General features: G+C 65.2%; 15 protein-coding genes, 1 tRNA gene and 1 pseudogene. 10 read left to right on the top strand and 7 right to left on the bottom strand.

The window, feature by feature from the left end; all coding sequences use genetic code 11:
* Positions 1-164: 164 nt before the first annotated feature.
* Positions 165-1,400: a glycosyltransferase family 4 protein gene (locus ACMGGG_RS06820; RefSeq protein WP_054892413.1), complete on the top strand. Its 1,236-nt coding sequence runs from the start codon at positions 165-167 to the stop codon at positions 1,398-1,400.
* On the opposite strand, the gene glp is transcribed toward ACMGGG_RS06820, so the two are convergent.
* Together glp and moaB are read right to left on the bottom strand one after the other, a co-directional pair.
* Positions 1,389-2,576, bottom strand: coding sequence for a gephyrin-like molybdotransferase Glp (gene glp, locus ACMGGG_RS06815; protein WP_196759901.1), 1,188 nt, complete (start codon positions 2,574-2,576; stop codon positions 1,389-1,391). The genes ACMGGG_RS06820 and glp overlap by 12 nt on opposite strands.
* 22 nt (positions 2,577-2,598) lie before the next feature.
* Positions 2,599-3,138 carry a molybdenum cofactor biosynthesis protein B gene (moaB, locus tag ACMGGG_RS06810; protein WP_054892415.1) on the bottom strand — a complete coding sequence of 180 codons (540 nt, stop codon included), beginning with the start codon at positions 3,136-3,138 and terminating at the stop codon, positions 2,599-2,601.
* 162 nt (positions 3,139-3,300) lie between these two features.
* On the opposite strand from moaB, the gene ACMGGG_RS06805 reads away from it, so the two are divergent.
* The gene (locus ACMGGG_RS06805) at positions 3,301-3,522 is read left to right on the top strand and encodes a YgdI/YgdR family lipoprotein (protein ID WP_054892416.1); all 222 of its coding nucleotides are present in this window, start codon (positions 3,301-3,303) and stop codon (positions 3,520-3,522) included.
* An 81-nt stretch (positions 3,523-3,603) separates the two neighbouring features.
* A tRNA-Pro gene (locus ACMGGG_RS06800) sits at positions 3,604-3,680 on the top strand.
* A gap of 56 nt (positions 3,681-3,736) precedes the next feature.
* Here ACMGGG_RS06800 and ACMGGG_RS06795 read toward each other — a convergent pair.
* On the bottom strand, positions 3,737-5,506 hold the full coding sequence (locus tag ACMGGG_RS06795; RefSeq protein ID WP_414155104.1) for an ABC transporter transmembrane domain-containing protein: 1,770 nt from the start codon (positions 5,504-5,506) through the stop codon (positions 3,737-3,739).
* A 242-nt stretch (positions 5,507-5,748) separates the two neighbouring features.
* Between ACMGGG_RS06795 and ACMGGG_RS06790 the strand changes: the two genes are divergently transcribed.
* The 3 genes and pseudogenes from ACMGGG_RS06790 (at position 5,749) to ACMGGG_RS06780 (ending at position 8,078) form a co-directional block, all read left to right on the top strand.
* A complete protein-coding gene (locus ACMGGG_RS06790) occupies positions 5,749-5,922 on the top strand; it encodes a PA1571 family protein (RefSeq protein WP_176717846.1) in 174 nt (57 codons plus the stop codon).
* A 215-nt stretch (positions 5,923-6,137) separates the two neighbouring features.
* Positions 6,138-7,175 (top strand): annotated as a pseudogene (locus tag ACMGGG_RS06785) (cache domain-containing protein); the annotation flags it as partial.
* Positions 7,176-7,310: 135 nt separating this feature from the next.
* Positions 7,311-8,078, top strand: coding sequence for a methyl-accepting chemotaxis protein (locus tag ACMGGG_RS06780; RefSeq protein WP_414155782.1), 768 nt, complete (start codon positions 7,311-7,313; stop codon positions 8,076-8,078).
* A 53-nt stretch (positions 8,079-8,131) separates the two neighbouring features.
* Here ACMGGG_RS06780 and ACMGGG_RS06775 read toward each other — a convergent pair whose 3' ends face one another.
* The 3 genes from ACMGGG_RS06775 to ACMGGG_RS06765 form a co-directional block, all read right to left on the bottom strand.
* A complete protein-coding gene (locus ACMGGG_RS06775) occupies positions 8,132-9,442 on the bottom strand; it encodes an MFS transporter (RefSeq protein ID WP_414155103.1) in 1,311 nt (436 codons plus the stop codon).
* 54 nt (positions 9,443-9,496) lie between these two features.
* Positions 9,497-9,982 (bottom strand): histidine kinase, encoded by a 486-nt coding sequence (locus ACMGGG_RS06770; RefSeq protein ID WP_414155102.1) that lies wholly within the window; start codon positions 9,980-9,982, stop codon positions 9,497-9,499.
* 153 nt (positions 9,983-10,135) lie between these two features.
* The gene (locus tag ACMGGG_RS06765; protein WP_063546695.1) at positions 10,136-10,612 is read right to left on the bottom strand and encodes a sigma-70 family RNA polymerase sigma factor; all 477 of its coding nucleotides are present in this window, start codon (positions 10,610-10,612) and stop codon (positions 10,136-10,138) included.
* Positions 10,613-10,823: 211 nt separating this feature from the next.
* On the opposite strand from ACMGGG_RS06765, the gene ACMGGG_RS06760 reads away from it, so the two are divergent.
* From ACMGGG_RS06760 to ACMGGG_RS06750, 3 genes are read left to right on the top strand one after another with little or no spacing between them, the layout of a single operon-like run.
* The gene (locus ACMGGG_RS06760) at positions 10,824-12,002 is read left to right on the top strand and encodes an efflux RND transporter periplasmic adaptor subunit (RefSeq protein WP_414155101.1); all 1,179 of its coding nucleotides are present in this window, start codon (positions 10,824-10,826) and stop codon (positions 12,000-12,002) included.
* Positions 12,003-13,967, top strand: coding sequence for a MacB family efflux pump subunit (locus tag ACMGGG_RS06755; protein WP_414155100.1), 1,965 nt, complete (start codon positions 12,003-12,005; stop codon positions 13,965-13,967).
* A gap of 3 nt (positions 13,968-13,970) precedes the next feature.
* Positions 13,971-15,365: an efflux transporter outer membrane subunit gene (locus tag ACMGGG_RS06750; protein WP_414155099.1), complete on the top strand. Its 1,395-nt coding sequence runs from the start codon at positions 13,971-13,973 to the stop codon at positions 15,363-15,365.
* A gap of 96 nt (positions 15,366-15,461) precedes the next feature.
* Here the strand turns inward: ACMGGG_RS06750 and ACMGGG_RS06745 are convergent, their stop codons facing one another.
* Positions 15,462-17,084: a twin-arginine translocation signal domain-containing protein gene (locus tag ACMGGG_RS06745; protein ID WP_054892424.1), complete on the bottom strand. Its 1,623-nt coding sequence runs from the start codon at positions 17,082-17,084 to the stop codon at positions 15,462-15,464.
* A 138-nt stretch (positions 17,085-17,222) separates the two neighbouring features.
* Here ACMGGG_RS06745 and ACMGGG_RS06740 point away from each other — a divergent pair, with 138 nt between their 5' ends.
* Entirely contained in the window at positions 17,223-18,152 is a 930-nt protein-coding gene (locus ACMGGG_RS06740) for a siderophore-interacting protein (protein WP_414155098.1), read from the top strand.
* Positions 18,153-18,416 lie beyond the last annotated feature (264 nt).

Here is an 18,416-nt window from a genome sequence, read left to right as displayed (position 1 = left end):
ACACGCCAACCTCAATCTCGACCACAGGCAACCGGCAATTGCTGCACGGCAACGCAAAATTCAACCCAGGCCATCACTCGACAAATAATTGGCTACGCTTAAGAGAGCCCCGCCACACAGTCATATTATTGACCCTTGTGCAGCCTCACCTGACAGGAGCGGTCATGCGTATTCTCTGGACATTGCCCTACCTGCCCTGGCCCACCACCAGCGGCAGCAAGACCCGCCAGTACCACTTGCTGCGCGAACTGGCACATCACGGCCACCGCATCACGTTGCTGGTGCAATCGAAGGTGCCTCTGTCCGATCCCGCGCGCCAAGCCCTCGAACCGCTGCTCGAACGCCTGATCGTGTTGCCACGGCGCCCCGTGCAGAGCCCGCTCAACCTGCTCGCCTCGCCCATCATCGACTACCCCATGCGCGCCATCATCAATGGCTTGGCGCCCTGCCTTCGGCACCGCTTCGAGCAGTTGCTCGACGAGCACTGGGATGTCATCCAGATCGAACACAGCTACGCGTTCCAGCCCTTCGAGAAGGCCCTGCAACGGCGCGGCCTGCCCTACCTGCTCAGCGAACACACCCTCGAGTCGGTGATGGGCGCAGCCTGCCATGATCGCCTGCCCTTGTGGTTGCGTCCGCTCAACGCCTTCGATCGCTGGCGCTACCGGCGCTGGGAGCAGCGCGTGCTGCGCCAGCCCAACGAAGTCGTGGCGGTCAGCCCGCACGACGCCGAGCTGATCGGGCAGATCAGCGGGCGGACGGTGAACGTGGTGGTCAATGGCGTCGACTGCGATCACTACCAGCACGTGCAACCGGCCCTGCACAGTCAGCGCCTGTTGTTCGTCGGCAACTTCGAATACGGCGCGAACCTGGAGGCCATCGAGTGGGCATTGGAAGACATCCTGCCCCAGGTCTGGCAGAGCAATCCGGCAGTGCGCTTGGCCATCGCCGGGCACGCCCTACCCGCGCACTGGAAGCTGCACTGGAACGACCCGCGCATCGAATGGCTTGGCTACCGCCCCGACCTTCGCGAAGTGCAACGGCGCTCGGCGCTATTCTTCGCGCCGCTGCGTTATGCCGGCGGGTCGAAGGTGAAGATTCTTGAGGCGATGGCCGCCGGGATGCCGGTGATCACCACCGGCAAGGGCGCTTCGGGCCTGGCAGTGAACAATGGCGAGCACTACTTGGGCGGTGACGACGGCAGCCAACTGGCGCTGCTGCTGACCCAGTTGCTCAACCAGCCCTGGCGCATGAGCCAACTGGGGGAAGCCGGGCGACAGTTCGCCCGGCAGCGCCATGACTGGAGCGTTGCCGCCCAGCAACTGGAGAACGTGCACATGCGCCTGACCCAATTGGCACCGGCGCAGGCCGCGCCGCTCGGCACGATGCTAGCCAAGTAGCTCGCTGAAGGGGATGAACGTCACGCTGTCACCAGGGCTCACCGTCCTGCCCTCACGCACCTCGACCAGCCCCTCGGCCCAGGCTGCGCTGCGCAGTACACCCGAGCTCTGGTTCGAGTAGATGCGTACCTGCCCACCCTCGATCCGCGCCCGCAGGTATTCGCGACGATTGCCCGGCTTGGGCCAGTCGAAACCTGCCGGCACGTCGAAACGCAGCGGCGTGACCTGCTCGACGCCCAGGCGCCGCAGCAAGTAGGGACGTGTCAGCAAGGCGAAGGTAACCAAGGTGGACGCCGGATTCCCCGGCAGGCCGATCACCGGCACGCCACGGAAATGCCCGAAGGTCAGTGGCTTGCCCGGCTTGATCGCCAGCTTCCACAGCGCCAGCTCGCCAGCCTCGCGCAGGGCCATGCCCAGGTAGTCGGCCTCCCCTACCGACACACCGCCGGTAGAAAGAATCAGGTCGACGTCGCCCAGATTGGCCAGGCACTGGCGGGTCAGCGCCAGGTCATCGGCGAGAATGCCGGCATCGATGACCTCGCAGCCCATGCGCTGCAACCAGCTGACCAACAGACGACGGTTGCTGTTGTAGATCTGCCCCGGCCCCAGCGGCAGCCCCGGCTCGACCAGCTCGTCACCGGTCGACAACACCGCGACCCGCACCCGGCGCCGCACACGCAGGTGGCCGTGGCCCAGGGTGGCGGCAAGACCCAGTTCGATCGGGCCCAACAGCGTGCCGGCGTTCATCACCTGCTCGCCAGCGCGGGTTTCCTGGCCTTGGGGGCGCACATTCTGGTGCGGCGCCAAAGCTTCGACAAAGCGCACGCGGCCATCGTCGAGCACCTCGGCGTTTTCCTGCATTTCGACGCAGTCGGCACCTTCAGGCAGCGGCGCACCGGTGAAGATCCGCGCGCAGGTGCCAGGTTGCAGCGGTGCCGGAGCGTGACCGGCAAAGATGCGCTGGCTCACCGGCAGCGGTTCGCCCTGCCAGTCGGCAAGACGCAGGGCGTAGCCGTCCATGGCGCTGTTCGGCCAGGGCGGCAGGTCGACGCTGGCGAACAGGTCCTGCGCCAGTACACGGCCTTCGGCATCGGCCAGCTCGACCTCTTCGGTTTCACTGATCGGAGCCGCCTCGGCCAGCGCCAGCAGGCGCTCCAGCGCTTCTTCCACCGGCATCAACGGCCGGCTCGGCGCAGCCTCAGCCACGGCTGTCACAGGCCTGCGCCTGCTTCAGGTGCGCGACGAAATTGCAGGGACGATGGCGGGCGTCGAGCTGCTCGGCGAGGATGCCGTCCCAGCCCGTGCGCACCGCATTGGTCGAGCCGGGCAGGCAGCACACCAGGGTGCCGTTGGCCAGGCCCGCAAGGGCGCGGGACTGTACGGTGGACGTGCCGATGTCCGGCACCGAGATCTGCCGGAACAGTTCGCCGAAGCCATCGACCTGCTTGTCCAACAGGCAGGCGACGGCTTCGGGGGTGCTGTCGCGACCAGTGAAGCCGGTGCCGCCGGTGATCAGCACCACCTGTACCTGGTCGTCGGCGATCCAGGTGGCGACCTGGGCGCGGATCTTGTAAAGGTCATCCTTGAGCAGCACCCGTTCTGCAAGGCGGTGGCCTGCGGCGCTGAGGCGATCGACGAACATCTGCCCGGAGGTGTCGTTGTCGAAGGTACGGGTGTCGCTGACTGTCAGCACGGCAATGTTCAACGGCACGAAGGGGGTATCTGCCTTGGCTTTCATGAGGGTCCGTCGCAGGGGGAAAGAATGCGCCAGTTATATCACAGCGCAGCCTTGTTCTTGGTCAATGCCCGCTGATTGCCGCTATGCTCGACTATGCGAGGAACTTTGCAAGGACGCCTCGCGTCATAACGTCATCAAGCACCATCGCACTGGAGAAACACGATGATTCAACGGACAATTCCCGCCTTCATGCTCGCCCTGGGCCTGGCCACCCTCGCCGGTTGCGCTTCGCCAACCGTCATCACGTTGAACGACGGCCGCGAGATTCAGGCCGTGGACAAACCTTCCTATGACGAAGACTCCGGCTTCTACGAATTCGAACAACTCGATGGCAAGCGTACACGCATCAACAAGGATCAGATTCGCACCGTGAAAGAGCTCTGATCTGCACCTCGTTTTGAGCAAACGGCCTTTTAACAACAAGGGCTTGCGTTCAAAAATACGATGCAGTAGGATTTTCGAAATCGGAGTGTAGCGCAGCCAGGTAGCGCGTCTCGTTCGGGACGAGAAGGCCGCAGGTTCGAATCCTGTCTCTCCGACCAGATCCTTCGAAAAAGCCCGCCTAGTGCGGGCTTTTTCGTGCCTGGGTGATCGCCATTCAGGCGCTGCCTGCAGCGAATTGCAGCGCCGCCAACCTGGCATAGAGTGGGTTTTCCTCGACCAGTTGGCGATGACTGCCGACAGCAACCATCCTACCTTGGTCGATCACCGCAATGCGATCGGCATGCTGCACGGTCGCCAGCCTGTGGGCGATCACCAAAGTGGTACGCCCGGCCATCAACTGCGGCAAGGCCTGCTGGATCAGGTGCTCGCTCTGCGCGTCGAGCGCGCTGGTGGCCTCATCGAGCAACAGCACCGGCGCATCCACCAGCAGCGCCCGGGCAATCGCCAGGCGCTGGCGCTGACCACCCGACAGGCCGACACCACCCTCGCCCAGCGGCGTCTGGTAGCCCTGGGGCAATTGCTGGATGAATTCGTGAGCATGGGCACTGCGCGCCGCCGCCTCGACCTGGGCAGCACTCGCCTGCGGCCTTCCGTAGCGGATATTGGCCTCGACCGTGCCACGAAACAGCGCAGGGTTCTGCGCCACCAGGGCGAACTGGCGACGCAGGTCGTCGGGGTCTAGCGCTGCAATCGGCTGTCCATCGAGCAGAATGCTACCGGACTGTGGATCGTGAAAACGCAGCAGCAGGTCGAACAGCGTCGACTTGCCCGCCCCCGATGGCCCCACCAACGCCACGGTCTGCCCAGGTGCTATGACCAGGCTCAGGCCATCGATGGCAGCCACCGACGGGCGTGACGGATAAGCGAAGTGCACATCGCGCAACTCGATCTGCCCGCTGGCCCGAGCGCCGGGCAGTGTCGAGGGCTGCGACGGCGGTACGATCGCGCTGCTTGCCGCGAGCAACTCGGCAATACGCTCGGCGGCCCCGGCAGCCCGCTGCAACTCACCGATCACTTCGCTCAAGGTGCCCACGGCGCTGCCCACGATCAGGCTGTAGAACACGAACGCGGCCAGCTCGCCCCCGGAGATGCGGCCGGCAATCACATCCATGCCGCCGACCCAGAGCATCACGGCCACGGCGCCCAGGACCAGAACGATCACCACGGTGATCAACCACGCCCGCTGGGCAATGCGCCGGCGCGCCACATCGAAAGCCGCCTCGACGGTATCGGTGAACAACTGGCGATCATGGGCCTGGTGGTTGTAGGCCTGCACGGTCTTGATCTGTCCCAACGTCTCGGCGACGTAGCTGCCGACGTCAGCGACCCTGTCCTGGCTCTGGCGTGACAGGCTGCGCACCCGGCGGCCGAACAGCAGGATCGGCGACAGCACCAGCGGCAGCGCCAGCACTACGATACTGGTCAACTTGGGATTGGTGACGAACAGCAACACCACCCCGCCCAGCACCATCAGCGCATTACGCAGGAACATCGACAGCGACGAGCCGATCACCGATTGCAGCAGCGTGGTATCAGCCGTCAGCCGCGACTGGATCTCCGAGCTGCGGTTATCCTCGAAGAACCCCGGATGCAGGCTGATCAAGTGATCGAATACCGCACGGCGGATATCGGCGACGCAGCGCTCGCCGATCCACGACACCAGGTAGAAGCGGCTGAAGGTTCCGACCGCCAAGGCCAGCACCAGCACCATGAACAGCGCAATCGTCTGGTTGAGCTGGTGCGCAGAACCGGTCATGAAACCCTGATCCACCAGCAGCCGAATACCCTGGCCCATGGACAGGGTGATGGCTGCCGTGACGATCAGCGCCAGCAAGGCCAGCATGGCCTGTCGGCGATAGGGACGCACGAATTGCCAGGCCAGCCCCAAGGCGCGGCGCTGGCGGGAGGAAAGCGGATCGGACATGGCGCGGACCGGTGAGCGGGAAACCTGCAGACTACCATTCATCTGCCCGAGTGGAACGCCTGCAACCGCCGCGGGGTCGCAGTTCGGTAGGGCCAGTGGCTATAGCTTATCGATCTAACCTGTCACTGGAGCTTTACTGCACTTTCTGTTGCACTGTGCCTGTCGTGATACCGAAGGAGCTGTCACAGGTCAGTCACGGCGAGTGGTTACCCTGAGCTTGCAACCTGATGAGGAGACAGGAAATGAGCTTGCAACATAGCAGCGACACCGTGAAAAACGCCCAGCCCCCGAAGCCGCAGGTGTGTGGCTCGATCATCGATGCCCAGGGTCGTGAGGTTCCGATCACCGAGCAGATGATCCAGAAGGCCTGCAAGGAGCTCGAGGAGAGCCGGGTGGAGAAAGTCCGCAAGGCTTGAAAGCCAATGAATCCCTTACAACCCGGCGCTCGCGCCGGGTTTTTCGTTTCCGCGCCCTGGGCAGGCCCGAGAATCCAAAACAATCATTTATTTTTTTGTACACGAAATATGCGCTAAAGATTTCACCGCGACGCGCCGAAACAGGATAAATAGCAGTTAGCCATCACGCGTGCGAATGGCCCCCTGCTTTTCACTCCCACGAATGGTTCGTCCCGATGAAGATAAAAAATAAGCTGGTGCTTGCGTTCGTATTGGTGGCTTTCATCCCGGTGGCCCTGGTCGGTGTGATTTCCGTGGTGAACATCCGTGCTGAGGCGGTGGATCAGTTCCTCGACGGCAGCACCCGCGAAATTCGTCAGATCGACGGCAACATGCGGCAGTTCTTCGACGGCACGCTGCAGAACGTAGAACAAATGGCGACGGATCCTGTATACACATCAGTGAGTACACTCAAGGATTACACCTCTGCCGACGCTGCCAGCCACCCGCTGCCTGCAGCCACCCAACAGGTCATCGACGCCTTTGCCCGCTACGGCGCCACTCATCCTGCGGCCGCCATCATCTCCATCGGCCTCGAAGACGGCACCTACGCCAAATGGCCGGATGACCCGAAACTGGCCAGCTACGATCCACGCGCACGCCCCTGGTACAAGGCCGCCATGGCCACCCCAGGCAAGACCGTGCGCACCGCCGCCTACTACTACGACAAGGACGACGTCGCCCTGGTCGGCACCGCGCGCACGCTCAACGATGCCAGCGGCAAGCCCAAGGGGGTGTTCGTGGTCAGCGTGTCGCTGAAGAACCTCACCGAGCTGGTCAAGAGCATCAAGCTGGGCAAGAGCGGCTACGTGATGCTGATCGAGAACGGCACCGTACTGGTTGATCCACGTGATGCCAGCCATGGCTTCAAGCAACTGAAGGACCTTGGCGAGCCCTACGCACAACTGGCAGCCACCGAGCAAGGATCCACCGAGGTGGTGATCGATGGTGTGCGCTACATGGCCAATGTCTGGACCTCGCCTGACCTGGGCTGGCGCTTCGTCGGTCTGATCGAGTACAGCGAAGTGATGGGCGCGGCCACCCACATGACCTACCTCACCGCCGTCATTGTGCTGGTGCTGGCACTGGTCTTCGCCCTGGTTGCAGCCGCGTTCTCGCGGGTCATCGTCAAGCCTATCGGCCAGGTCAGCACGGGCTTGCAGCAGATCGCCCAGGGCGAAGGCGACCTGCGCCAGGACCTGGTCATCCAGGGCAAGGACGAAACCGCCGAGCTGGCCGGCTGGTTCAACAAGTTCCTCGCGGCGATCCGCCAACTCATCCAGCACATCGGCGCCGCCTCGGGCAACCTGCACGAGGCATCGCGGGCCAACAGCGAACTGGCCGGCAACATGAACGAAGCCGCAGGGCGCCAGCGTGAGGCCGTGGAACTGGTGTCCACCGCCTTCAACGAGATGGTCGCCACCGCCAACGAGGTCGCGCGGTCCTGCAGCAGCGCAGCCGACGCCGCAGAGAACGGCCATCACCGCGTCGCCGAGGGCAAGCAGCAGATCGAGTTGACCACCGACAACGTCAATCGCCTGGGTAGCCGTCTGAGCGAGTCGTCGCAGGCGATGATCGAGCTCGAGGAAGGCAGCCGCAACATCAACCAGATACTCGGCACCATCCGCGCCATCGCCGAGCAAACCAACCTGCTGGCACTGAACGCAGCGATCGAGGCCGCCCGTGCCGGTGACCAGGGCCGCGGTTTCGCCGTGGTCGCCGATGAAGTGCGGGCGCTGGCCAAGCGTACCGCCGATTCCACCGGCGAGATCGACCAATTGCTCAACACCCTGGGCAACAAGACCCAGGAGGTGTCGCAGAAGATGGAAAGCTGCCTGGACCTGTCGCGGGCCAGCGTGTCGTCGATCGCACGTGCGCGGGACAGCTTCGAGGGTATCCAGCTGTCGGTGAACGAGATCCGCGATCAGAACCTGCAGATCTCGGCGGCTGCCGAGGAGCAGCACAGCGTGGCCGAAGAGATCAACCGGCACATCCAGCAGATCTACGACGAGGCAAGGCTGGTGGAAGGCCTGGCCAGCTCGGCGCAATCGGACTCGGGCAGGCTGTCGCAGCTATCGGAAGAGTTGAACGGTCTGGTCGGGCGCTTCAAGTCCTGACCCTCCTTGTGGGGCGCCGATTCGGCGCCCCGACGTGCCGCGCACCTGCACACTCAACAACCGACCGCACGCTCCTCGGCACACAGGGGCGTGGCCTGGGCGTAGAAGACGCTGGTCAAGGCCCCGACCACGCCCATGATCAGGCAGAACCCGACGCACACCCAGGGGCTCCACGGCATCAGCGCAATCAGTGCCAAGGGCGTGGTGCTCGCCCAAAGGGCATAGGCCAGGTTGTAGGTGAAGGAAATCCCCGACACCCGGATCTGCGCCGGGAACAGCCCGACCATCACCGATGGCACCACCCCCACCACGCCACACGACAACCCGGCTAACGCATAAGCCGCCCAGGTCCAGCCCCACTGCCCTACCAGGCTGGCATACAGCACGCCGATCCCCAGCGGCAGCAACAGGCTGTAGATCGTCACCGCGCGCCAGGCGCCGATGCGGTCGACCAGCAGCCCCGCCAGTACGCAACCGATATTGAGAAAGACGATACCCACACTGCTGAGCGCGAAGGTATGCCCGGCATCGATCCCGAAGCGCTGCTGCATGACCGTCGGGGTGATCACCACCAGCACCACCACCGCAGAGGTCAACACGCACGTCAGCAACGCGGCCGGGATCAACGAAGCGCGGTGGTCGGTGAGCACCATGCGCAGCGGAAATGCCACGGGCGGCGCCTGCCGCTCACGCAGGGCAAGAAACACTGGCGTCTCGCTCAGCCAACGGCGCAGCCAGACACCGAACACGCCGAACACCCCACCGAGCAGGAAGGGATAGCGCCAGGCGAAGTCGAGGATTTCCTGTGGGGTGTAGAGCCGCGCCAGCAAGGTGGCTACCAGCGCGCCAAGCAGGTAACCGAAGGTCAGCCCCGCCTGCAGGAAGCCCAGGGCGTAGCCGCGACGCCCAGGCGGTGCGTGCTCGGCCACGAAGGTCCAGGCGCTGGGCACCTCGCCGCCGACCGCAGCACCCTGCAGGATACGCAGGGCCAGCAGCAGCAGAGGAGCGGCGTAGCCGATGTCGGCATAGGTCGGCATGACTCCGATCAGCAGGCACGGCAGGGCCATCATCAGGATGCTCAGGTTGAACACGCGCTTGCGCCCAAGGTGGTCGGCGAAGTGCGCCATGAGGATGCCGCCCAGAGGGCGTGCCAGGTAGCCGGTGACGAAGATCCCGAAGCTCTGCAGCAGGCGCAGCCACTCCGGCATCTGTGGCGGGAAGAACAGCTGGCTCAGGGTCAGGGCGAAGAACACGAAGATGATGAAATCGTAGATCTCCAGCGCGCCGCCAAGGGCCGCAAGGCCCAGGGTACGGTGATCGCCGCGGCTGAAACGAGGCGCGCGGGCGGTATCGATGGCAGTCATTTCTGGGTTCCGCAGATCGGCAAAGGGCAAGAGGATAGCAAAAGCCGATGCGTCTCAGCTGGAACGGCTGAAGGCGTTGTGCGAGAAGTTCATCCGCCGCCAGGAGCAGCCTGCGCCGCCAGCCAGCGCCGACGGCAGCGCAACCTGCCCCAGCAACTGCGGGGTGTCGATGATCGCCATGAACGATTCCAGTGCCTCGCTATCGGGCACCTTGGGCAGGCTGACACTGACCGCCTGGCGTTCGCTCTGCGCGACGCTCGGCACTTTCAGATGCTGGGAGTGGTACAGCAGCACATGCTGGATCTGCGGGCTGACGCGGCAGAAGCGGGCCAGATCGACGCCGGCATGGCTGCCCAGTTCGATATTGCCCACCAACAGCTGGAACGGGTGCAACGCGCTCTGCACCAGGCGCTGCAGGTCTTCGAAGTTTTCAACCGGGGCGATCCGGTAATAGCCCAGGCCATTGAGCATGCGTTCCAGCTGCAGGCGCTGAGCGGGATGCTCGTCGGCGATGAGGATACGCATGGACTTGTTCGGCATGGTCCGGACCCTGGCGGCAAGGTGGTCAGAGACACTGCCTGGCCTTGCTGCGCCTGTGCGGGCAATGACGGGTCTCTGTCTTGATAGTTGTCGGGAACCGACGATAAATCAAGGCGCTGCACAGGGATTTTTCACCCCTGTTTCACCGGCCTTTCACTGCTCCCACTGACGCATGCGCAAGCGACAGTGCTTCATGGCATTGACGATGTGCTTTTCCACCACGCTCTGCGAAACCCCGAGGCGCTCGGCGATCTGCGGATGCGACAGACCCTCGAGCTTGCGCAGCAGGAAGCTCTCGCGGCACGGCACACTCAACTCATCCAGTGCGCGCCGAACCATCTCCAGGCGCTCATCGAGGTGCAGCAACTGGGACGGTGCCGGACTGTGCCAGCGCTCGTCGCTGTCCAGCACTTCAAGCGGCTCGGACTGGCGCACCGACTGACGCCGGTGCCGGTCGATCACCAGGTTCAGTGCCGTGCGGTAAAGGAAGGAACGGGGTCGCTCGATCGGCGGATGACCGCCGCGCTCGAGCAGGCGCAGGCAGGCGTCATGGGCAACATCTTCTGCCGCGTGCCGGCTGCCCAGCCGCGAGGAGAGGAAACTCACCAGTTCGCGATAGTAATGTTCCACCACGGCCCTTGCCTCTCCCGTTGGGCAACGTCAATGCGATTGAAAATACACATCAGTGATATCAGCGTGTCATCTTACAAATTACAACCATTCTCAGCAACACACCCTCTCACCTGCGGCTAAATCCGTTTCCCCAGCGTTCGTCTAACTGTGACCTCCGTGCGTGCCCTGAAAGGCGCGACACGCCCTTCATCCCTGGCTGGAAGTCTGCATGAGACGTACATCCAAACTCCGTCGCCGCCTCGTTCTCGGCGGCCTGGGCCTGATCGCGCTGGGCAGCCTGCTAGCCTGGAAAGCCCTGCCGTTCGGCACTCTGCCGGTCAGCACCGTGCAGGTCACCCGCGGCGACATCGAAAGCAGCGTCACCGCCCTTGGCACCCTGCAGCCCCGTCGCTACGTGGATGTCGGCGCCCAGGCCTCCGGGCAGATCCGCAAACTGCACGTGGAAGTCGGCGATGAAGTGCGCAAGGGCCAACTGCTGGTGGAGATCGACCCCTCCACTCAACAGGCGCGCCTGGACGCCGGCCGCTACTCGATCGAGAACCTCAAGGCCCAGCTTGCCGAACAGCGTGCCCAGTACCTGCTGGCCCAACAGCAGTTTCAGCGCCAGCACGAACTGGCCAGCGCCGGCGCGACCCGTCAGGAGGATGTCCAGCAGGCCCAGGCGCAGCTCAAGGTGACCCAGGCACGCATCGACATGTACCAGGCGCAGATCCGCCAGGCCCAGGCCAGTCTGCGCAGCGACGAGGCAGAACTCGGCTATACGCGGATCTACGCACCGATGGACGGCACCGTGGTGGCGGTGGACGCGCGCGAGGGCCAGACCCTCAACGCCCAGCAGCAGACCCCGCTGATCCTGCGCATTGCCCGCCTGTCGCCGATGACCGTCTGGGCCCAGGTTTCGGAGGCCGACATTGGCCAGGTCAAGCCTGGCATGACCGCCTACTTCACGACACTGGCCGGTGGCAAACGCCGCTGGACCAGCACCGTGCGCCAGATCCTGCCGATCCCACCCAAGCCGCTCGACCAGACCAGCCAGGGCGGCGGCAGCCCGGCCAGCGCCAGCAGCGGCACCACCGGCAGCAAGGTGGTGCAGTACACGGTACTGCTCGACGTGGAAAACCCTGACGGCGCACTGATGGCCGAGATGACCACCCAGGTGTTCTTCGTCGCAGGCCAGGCCAGCCAGGTGCTCACCGCGCCGCTGGCGGCGCTGGACGACGCGCCCACCGAGGGCATGCGCCTGGCGCAGGTCCTGAACCGTAACGGCAAGGTCGAACAGCGCCAGGTACGCACCGGCTTGAGCGATCGCCTGCGGGTACAGATCCTCGACGGCCTGAGCGAAGGCGAGCAACTGGTCATCGGCGCACCACGCGCCAGCGGAGGCTGAATGAACGCACCGCTGATCGAGCTCGATGACATCCACAAGGTCTACGGCGGCATCGACTCGCCCGAGGTCCAGGTGCTGCGTGGTATCAGCCTGAGCATCCAGCCTGGCGAGTTCGTCGCCATCGTCGGCGCCTCCGGGTCCGGCAAATCCACCCTGATGAACATCCTGGGCTGCCTCGACCGCCCCTCCCGAGGCAGCTATCGCTTCGCTGGCCGTGACGTCGCCGAACTCGACAGCGACGAACTGGCCTGGCTGCGCCGCGAGGCCTTCGGTTTCGTGTTCCAGGGCTATCACCTGATTCCCTCAGGCTCGGCCCAGGAGAACGTCGAGATGCCGGCGATCTACGCCGGTACACCTGCAGCCGAACGCCATGCGCGCGCCGCCGCGCTGCTCGAACGCCTGGGCCTGGCCAGCCGCACCGGCAACCGCCCGCACCAGCTGTCCGGGGGCCAGCAGCAACGGGTATCGATCGCCCGGGCACTGATGAATGGCGGCCACATCATTCTCGCCGACGAACCCACCGGCGCCCTCGACAGCCACAGCGGCGCCGAGGTCATGACACTGCTGGACGAGCTGGCCAGCCAAGGTCACGTGATCATCCTCATCACCCACGACCGTGAGGTGGCGGCGCGGGCGCGGCGGATCATCGAGATCCGCGACGGCGCGATCGTCAGCGACTCGGCCGCCGATCGCTCGCCCGCTGCGCCCACACCTGGCTTGCAGGCTGATGATCTGCGCCAGCGTCTGGACCGCGGCGCCAGCCTGCGCGGCGCCTGGAAAGGCGAGTTGGTCGAATCGCTGCAGGCCGCCTGGCGGGTCATGTGGATCAACCGCTTCCGCACCGCCCTGACCCTGCTCGGCATCGTCATCGGCGTGGCCTCGGTGGTGGTGATGCTCGCCGTCGGCGAAGGCAGCAAGCGCCAGGTGATGGCGCAGATGGCCGCCTTCGGCTCCAACATCCTCTACCTGAGCGGCAAGCACGCCACCGCCCGTGAAGCGGCGGGCCTGGTGTCCCTCGACGACGTTGCCGCCATCGCCGGCCTGCCCCAGGTGCAGCGCATCATGCCGGTGATCGGTGGCGAGCTGATGGTTCGCCATGGCAACAACAACCAGTCGTTCTACGTGGGGGGCAACAACACCGAATTCCCGCATATTCTCAACTGGCCGGTGGTCGAAGGCAGCCTGTTCACCGACGCCGACGAGCGCAGCGGCGCCGCCGTGGCGGTGATCGGCCAGAAGGTCAAGGAAAAGCTTCTGCCCCCCGGCAGCAATCCGCTGGGCCAGTACCTGCTGATCGAGAACGTGCCCTTCCAGATCGTCGGCGTGCTCGCGGCCAAAGGCGCAAGCTCCGGCAACCAGGACAGCGACGAGCGCATCGTGGTGCCCTACTCGGCCGCCTCCATGCGCCTGTTCGGCAAGCACGATCCCGAATACGTGATCATCACCGCTGCCGACTCCAGCCGGGTCTCGGAGACCGAAGCGGCCATCGCCCACCTGATGCGCAAACGTCACCAGGGCAAGCAGGATTTCGACCTGACCAACGACGCGGCGCTGATCCAGGCCGAGGCGCGCACCCAGAACAGCCTGTCGCTGATGCTCGGCGCGATTGCCGCCATCTCGCTGTTGGTCGGCGGCATCGGGGTGATGAACATCATGCTCATGACCGTGCGTGAACGTACCCGCGAGATCGGTATCCGCATGGCCACCGGCGCTCGCCAGCGCGACATCCTGCGCCAGTTCCTCACCGAGGCGGTGATGCTGTCGATGGTCGGCGGCGTGACCGGCATCGCCCTGGCCCTGGCCATCGGCGGCGCGCTGCTGCTGGCCGATATCGCCGTGGCCTTCGCCCTGCCCGCCATCCTCGGCGCCTTTGCCTGCGCCGTGATCACCGGTGTCGTGTTCGGCTTCATGCCGGCGCGCAAAGCCGCCCGACTCGACCCGGTCAAAGCCCTTACCAGCGTGTAGCCCATGACATTGCCAAGCCGCATCAGCCTGCTGACCCTGAGCCTCTGCCTCGCCGCCTGCAACAGCACACCGCCGCCGCAGGCCGACATCACGCCACCGCCCACCTGGCAAGGCACCACCGACACCCACCAGGCGCCGCCGGACAGCGCCTGGTGGCAGGCGTTCGCCAGCCGCGAACTGGATCGCCTGATCGAGCGCGCCCGCAGCAACAGCCACGACCTGGCGGCCGCTGCCGCACGGGTGCGCCAGGCCCAGGCGCGCGCCGTGATCGCCGGAGCGCCGTTGTTGCCCGAACTGCAGTTCGGGGTGGACGGCAGCCGCCAACGCCTGCTGCGCGGCGACGGTAACGACCAGCTCGACGCCACCAGCAGCGAACGCACCAGTACCGCCTTCGCCACGCGCCTGAGCGCCAGTTACGAAATCGATTTCTGGGGCGGCCTGCGCGCCGCCCGCGACAGTGCATTGCGCAACCTCGACGCCAGCCGATTCGACCGCCAGACGGTCGAGCTCACCTTGTTCAGCGCTGTCGCCGACAGCTACCTGCAAGGGCTGGCATTGCAAGAGCAGCGGCGTATCGCCCGGCTCAACCTGGACAACGCGCGCAATGTCCTGCGCCTGGTCGAAGCCCGTGAACGCTCCGGTTCGGCGACCCGCCTGGAACTGGCCCAGCAACGCGGCCTGGTCGCCGCCCAGGAGCGCCAGGTGCCGTTGCTGGAGCAACAGTGGCAGGACAACCGCGTCACACTCGCCACCCTGCTCGGTGATCCGGTGCAGAGCCTGGGCACCAGCCAGGAGTCGATCAGTGCACTGAACTGGCCAGGCATCGGCAGCGGCGTACCCAGCGCACTGCTCAGTCGCCGCCCGGACATCGCCGCCGCCGAGGCACGCCTGGCGGCGGCCAGCGCCGACGTGCAGGTCGCCAGGGCCGCCATGCTGCCGCGCGTGGTACTGGGCGCCGACTTGGGCAGTGGCGCCCGGACCTTCGCCAACGTACTCGACAGCCCCTTCTATACCCTCACCACCGCCCTCACCGCACCCATCTTCGACCGTGGCCGACGCGGCGCCGAACGCGACCAGGCCAAGGCGCGCCAGGAAGAGTTGCTGGAGAATTATCGCGCCCAGATCGTGGCAGGCTTTGCCGATGTGGAGAAGGCGCTCAACGCGATCGACGGCGTCGACCGGCAACGCCAGTGGCAGGATCAGGAAGTGGAACAGGCGCGCATCGCCTTCAGCCTCGCCGAACAGCGCTATGCCTCGGGGGCCGAAACCTTGCTGACGGTACTGGAAACGCAGCGCACCCTGTACCTGGCTGAAGACCAGCAGGCGCAGCTGCGCCTGGCCAGGTTGCAGGGGAGCGTGGCGCTGTACAAGGCGTTGGGCGGGGGATGGAGGCTCTGAGGTCAGCCCGTCGGCGCGGGTTGTCTTCTTCGCGGGCAAGTCGCAGCGGCGAACCGCCGCTGCGACTTGCCCGCGAAAAGCACGACTCGGTGTTACTCAGGAAAGAATATTTTTCATCGACAGGTTACGCGCATACCAAGGCCGACGCGGCACCCGCCGCAGCAGGTCGGCAATGCCGTCCTCTTCGCCGAAGGTGATACGCAGCGCAAGCTTCATCACCTCGACATCCATCTCCACCGTCTTGCCCGGACGAATCCCCGGCGTGGTGCTGCACCCATGCGTGTCCGGCCCCAGCCAAGGGTCTGCGACTTCCACCCAAGGGCCCGGCGCGAACCACTTCACGCCATTGACCTCCAGGCGCCGCACCTGGCCCGGGTGATAGCGCTCATGGGCGCGATACCAGTCTTCGATCCGGTCGTCGATCCAGCCGTGGAAACCCCAGAACACCGGGTGTACGTGAGAGGAAAACGGATCGCCCAGGAAGTCGTTCTCGCGGCCGAACCAGCGCCCGGCAAAATCCGACGGGTCGCGCGCAAAGGGCACCGGTGCACTGTTGGACGGGTCCCGGGGGACCGAGGCCCAGCACATGTGCAGCCAGTCGTGCAGGTTCATTTCCACTTCCGAACCGAAGGTGCCGAGGCTCAGCTTCGACAGGTACTGCGGGTCCTGGTATTGCGATTCCCAGACCTGGAAATTGCTGCAGAAGGTCTCCCCGGCCTTGATCGCCGACACCCACTGGCCATACTCGTCGTCGCCCGGCGCTTGCCAGGGCGGCGGCACGCAGCAGCCGTCGTGATTGTCGTAATAGCGGGCAAAACCCTGCCGGTCGAACTCGACATTGGGCTGCGGCAGCGGAAAGCGCTGCCAGGAGGGCAGGTCCTGCAGGGCGCGTGCAGCATCGAGCATGTGCCGGTGCATGAACAGAAAGTCCACGCCCGAACCATTGCGGTGCTTGCGCGGCCCGCGGGCATCGCGTTCGCGGTCCCGCGGCCCTGGCTGCCAGCCCAGGCCGCGCAACGCATTGCGCTTGTCTTCGGGAATCTTGTGCCACTGATCGCGGGTCGCATGCCAGAGCTGATGGAAAAGACGGTGCTCGGGGCTGATGACCCAGGCCTGCATGGCCGGGGTATAGGGCAGACGCTCACGCGCCTCTGGGAACAGGCGCTTGACGGCAACGAAACGGCTGTCCGCCACCGGCAAGGTCAAGGGCCGGTCCAGGCGCTGCAAGCGGCCGCTGAGGGTGCCGCTGCCGGCGTTGGCGAACTCGCCCCAGACCTCGTCGAGGCTGGCCACGCACTCATAGCCCGGCCCGCCTTTCTCACTGAGCAGACGCCAGCGCACCTGGGCAGACGACGCGCCGACCAGATCGCCCAGCACCCGGTAGGCGGCGGGCCCATCAGCCCGCAGGCGCTCGCCGGTATCGACGAAACCGCGCAGGCCACGGCCTTTGGTGGCGACGTCGAAGAACACTTCGACCCCCTCACGCGGCAGGCCTTCAAGGCCGCCATCGGCGCCTTCGAAACGGATATCCCAGACACCGCGCAAATGGTCGGCCAGCAGTTGCCCGGCAAGATCGGCAAGCTCGACGCTGGCCTCGCCCGGGGTGACGATGTCGTCTTCAGGGTCGTGGGTCAGTTCCTTGTGCGCATAGTAGGCGGCGGTACCCGCGGCCCCCGCCACTGCCAGGCCTGCGATGAATCCTCGTCGGGAAATGGTCATTGCGCCTCTATCCGTTCCAGCCATGCTGCGGCTTCTATCCAAGCTAGAACGTACGCTGGCGGGCAAAATTTACCGGGTCTAATTCACCGCCGCTGGCGCTCGTTCCTTCAGAAGACTCCTTGCCAGCAGAGGCTGCCGATGACCTCCTTCCTGTCGCGCCTGATACGCCCGAATCGCGCCAGCGCCTACCGGATCTTCGATGTCGAACTCAAGACCATCGTGCCCCTGAGCCCTTCGCTGTGTCGCTTCGTCTTCACCGGAGAAGACATCGGGCAGATGACCACCCTGGCGCCGGACCAGCGCATCAAGCTGTTCTTCCCCTCCCCTGACGGCCAGCCGCCACGACTCCCCCAGCACGAGAAATGGCAGCAGGCACGCCGCGACCTGCCACCGGAGCAGACGCCGCCCATGCGCACCTACACGCTGCGCGCCCTGCGAAGCGCGCAGCGGGAGGTGGAGGTGGATTTCGTCCTGCATGGGATCAATGGCCCCGCCTCGGCCTGGGCGACCCATGCGCGTCCCGGTGATCGGCTGCAGATGGTTGCACCGAACCTCGCCTATGACGGCGACCCCGGCGGTTATGAGTGGAAGCCCCCACGCGAGGCACGGCAAATTCTGCTGGTAGGCGACGAGACCGCGCTGCCGGCGATCGCCGGGGCGCTCGAACAGTTGGCCGACAACCGCTCGCACCTGGCGGTCGAAGCCTTTATCGAGGTTCCCCTGGAACTCGACTGCCTTGATCTGCGCCATGGCCCGGCCACCCGGGTGCACTGGCTGCCCCGCGACGTGCTGGCCTGCGATCACGGCCAAGGCATGCTGCACGCGATACACGAACTTGCCACGCTGCCGAACGCGACAGCGCCCCGCAACGCCGAGCTCGAGGAGGTCGACATCGACCAGCGCCTCTGGGAGCTGGCCAGCGACCAGGCCGCCGCCTTTCACGCCTGGATCGCCGGCGAGTCAGCGACGGTGATGGAGATCCGCCGCTACCTGATCAAAGAGCGTGGCCTGGCACGCGACAGCCTGACGCTGATGGGCTACTGGCGGGCCGGACGCACCCTGGAATAGCGGCGACCGAATAGCGACGACCAGGATCGCACCCGCCCTATTTCCGGGCCCACCCACCAAAACCGCTGTCGCACATCTGTAAATCGATGTCATGACAGCGGATTCCGCCGTCGCTCCGCCGTTAACGACCGAATCCGGTCTCCAGCACCCGCACAAACGACACAAAAAAACCCTCTGCCTCGCGCATCCTGACCCCGACTCCAGAGTCACGGACAGACCTACGCACTTGCGCCGCCCTACAACCAATAACAACACCCAGGGACC

It is taken from the genome of Pseudomonas sp. BNK-44-b, from assembly GCF_047456245.1.
GTDB classification, from domain to species: Bacteria; Pseudomonadota; Gammaproteobacteria; order Pseudomonadales; family Pseudomonadaceae; genus Aquipseudomonas; species Aquipseudomonas machongensis.
This window is presented reverse-complemented; position numbering and strand designations above follow the sequence as displayed.

Coding starts and splice junctions, on each gene's coding strand:
- ACMGGG_RS06805 (WP_054892416.1), top strand. CDS start 3,301: ATGATTCAACGGACAATTCCCGCCTTCATGCTCGCCCTGGGCCTGGCC.
- ACMGGG_RS06820 (WP_054892413.1), top strand. CDS start 165: ATGCGTATTCTCTGGACATTGCCCTACCTGCCCTGGCCCACCACCAGC.
- moaB (WP_054892415.1), bottom strand. CDS start 3,138: ATGAAAGCCAAGGCAGATACCCCCTTCGTGCCGTTGAACATTGCCGTG.
- ACMGGG_RS06770 (WP_414155102.1), bottom strand. CDS start 9,982: ATGCCGAACAAGTCCATGCGTATCCTCATCGCCGACGAGCATCCCGCT.
- ACMGGG_RS06775 (WP_414155103.1), bottom strand. CDS start 9,442: ATGACTGCCATCGATACCGCCCGCGCGCCTCGTTTCAGCCGCGGCGAT.
- ACMGGG_RS06795 (WP_414155104.1), bottom strand. CDS start 5,506: ATGTCCGATCCGCTTTCCTCCCGCCAGCGCCGCGCCTTGGGGCTGGCC.
- ACMGGG_RS06745 (WP_054892424.1), bottom strand. CDS start 17,084: ATGACCATTTCCCGACGAGGATTCATCGCAGGCCTGGCAGTGGCGGGG.
- ACMGGG_RS06790 (WP_176717846.1), top strand. CDS start 5,749: ATGAGCTTGCAACATAGCAGCGACACCGTGAAAAACGCCCAGCCCCCG.
- ACMGGG_RS06750 (WP_414155099.1), top strand. CDS start 13,971: ATGACATTGCCAAGCCGCATCAGCCTGCTGACCCTGAGCCTCTGCCTC.
- glp (WP_196759901.1), bottom strand. CDS start 2,576: ATGCCGGTGGAAGAAGCGCTGGAGCGCCTGCTGGCGCTGGCCGAGGCG.
- ACMGGG_RS06760 (WP_414155101.1), top strand. CDS start 10,824: ATGAGACGTACATCCAAACTCCGTCGCCGCCTCGTTCTCGGCGGCCTG.
- ACMGGG_RS06780 (WP_414155782.1), top strand. CDS start 7,311: ATGAACGAAGCCGCAGGGCGCCAGCGTGAGGCCGTGGAACTGGTGTCC.
- ACMGGG_RS06755 (WP_414155100.1), top strand. CDS start 12,003: ATGAACGCACCGCTGATCGAGCTCGATGACATCCACAAGGTCTACGGC.
- ACMGGG_RS06740 (WP_414155098.1), top strand. CDS start 17,223: ATGACCTCCTTCCTGTCGCGCCTGATACGCCCGAATCGCGCCAGCGCC.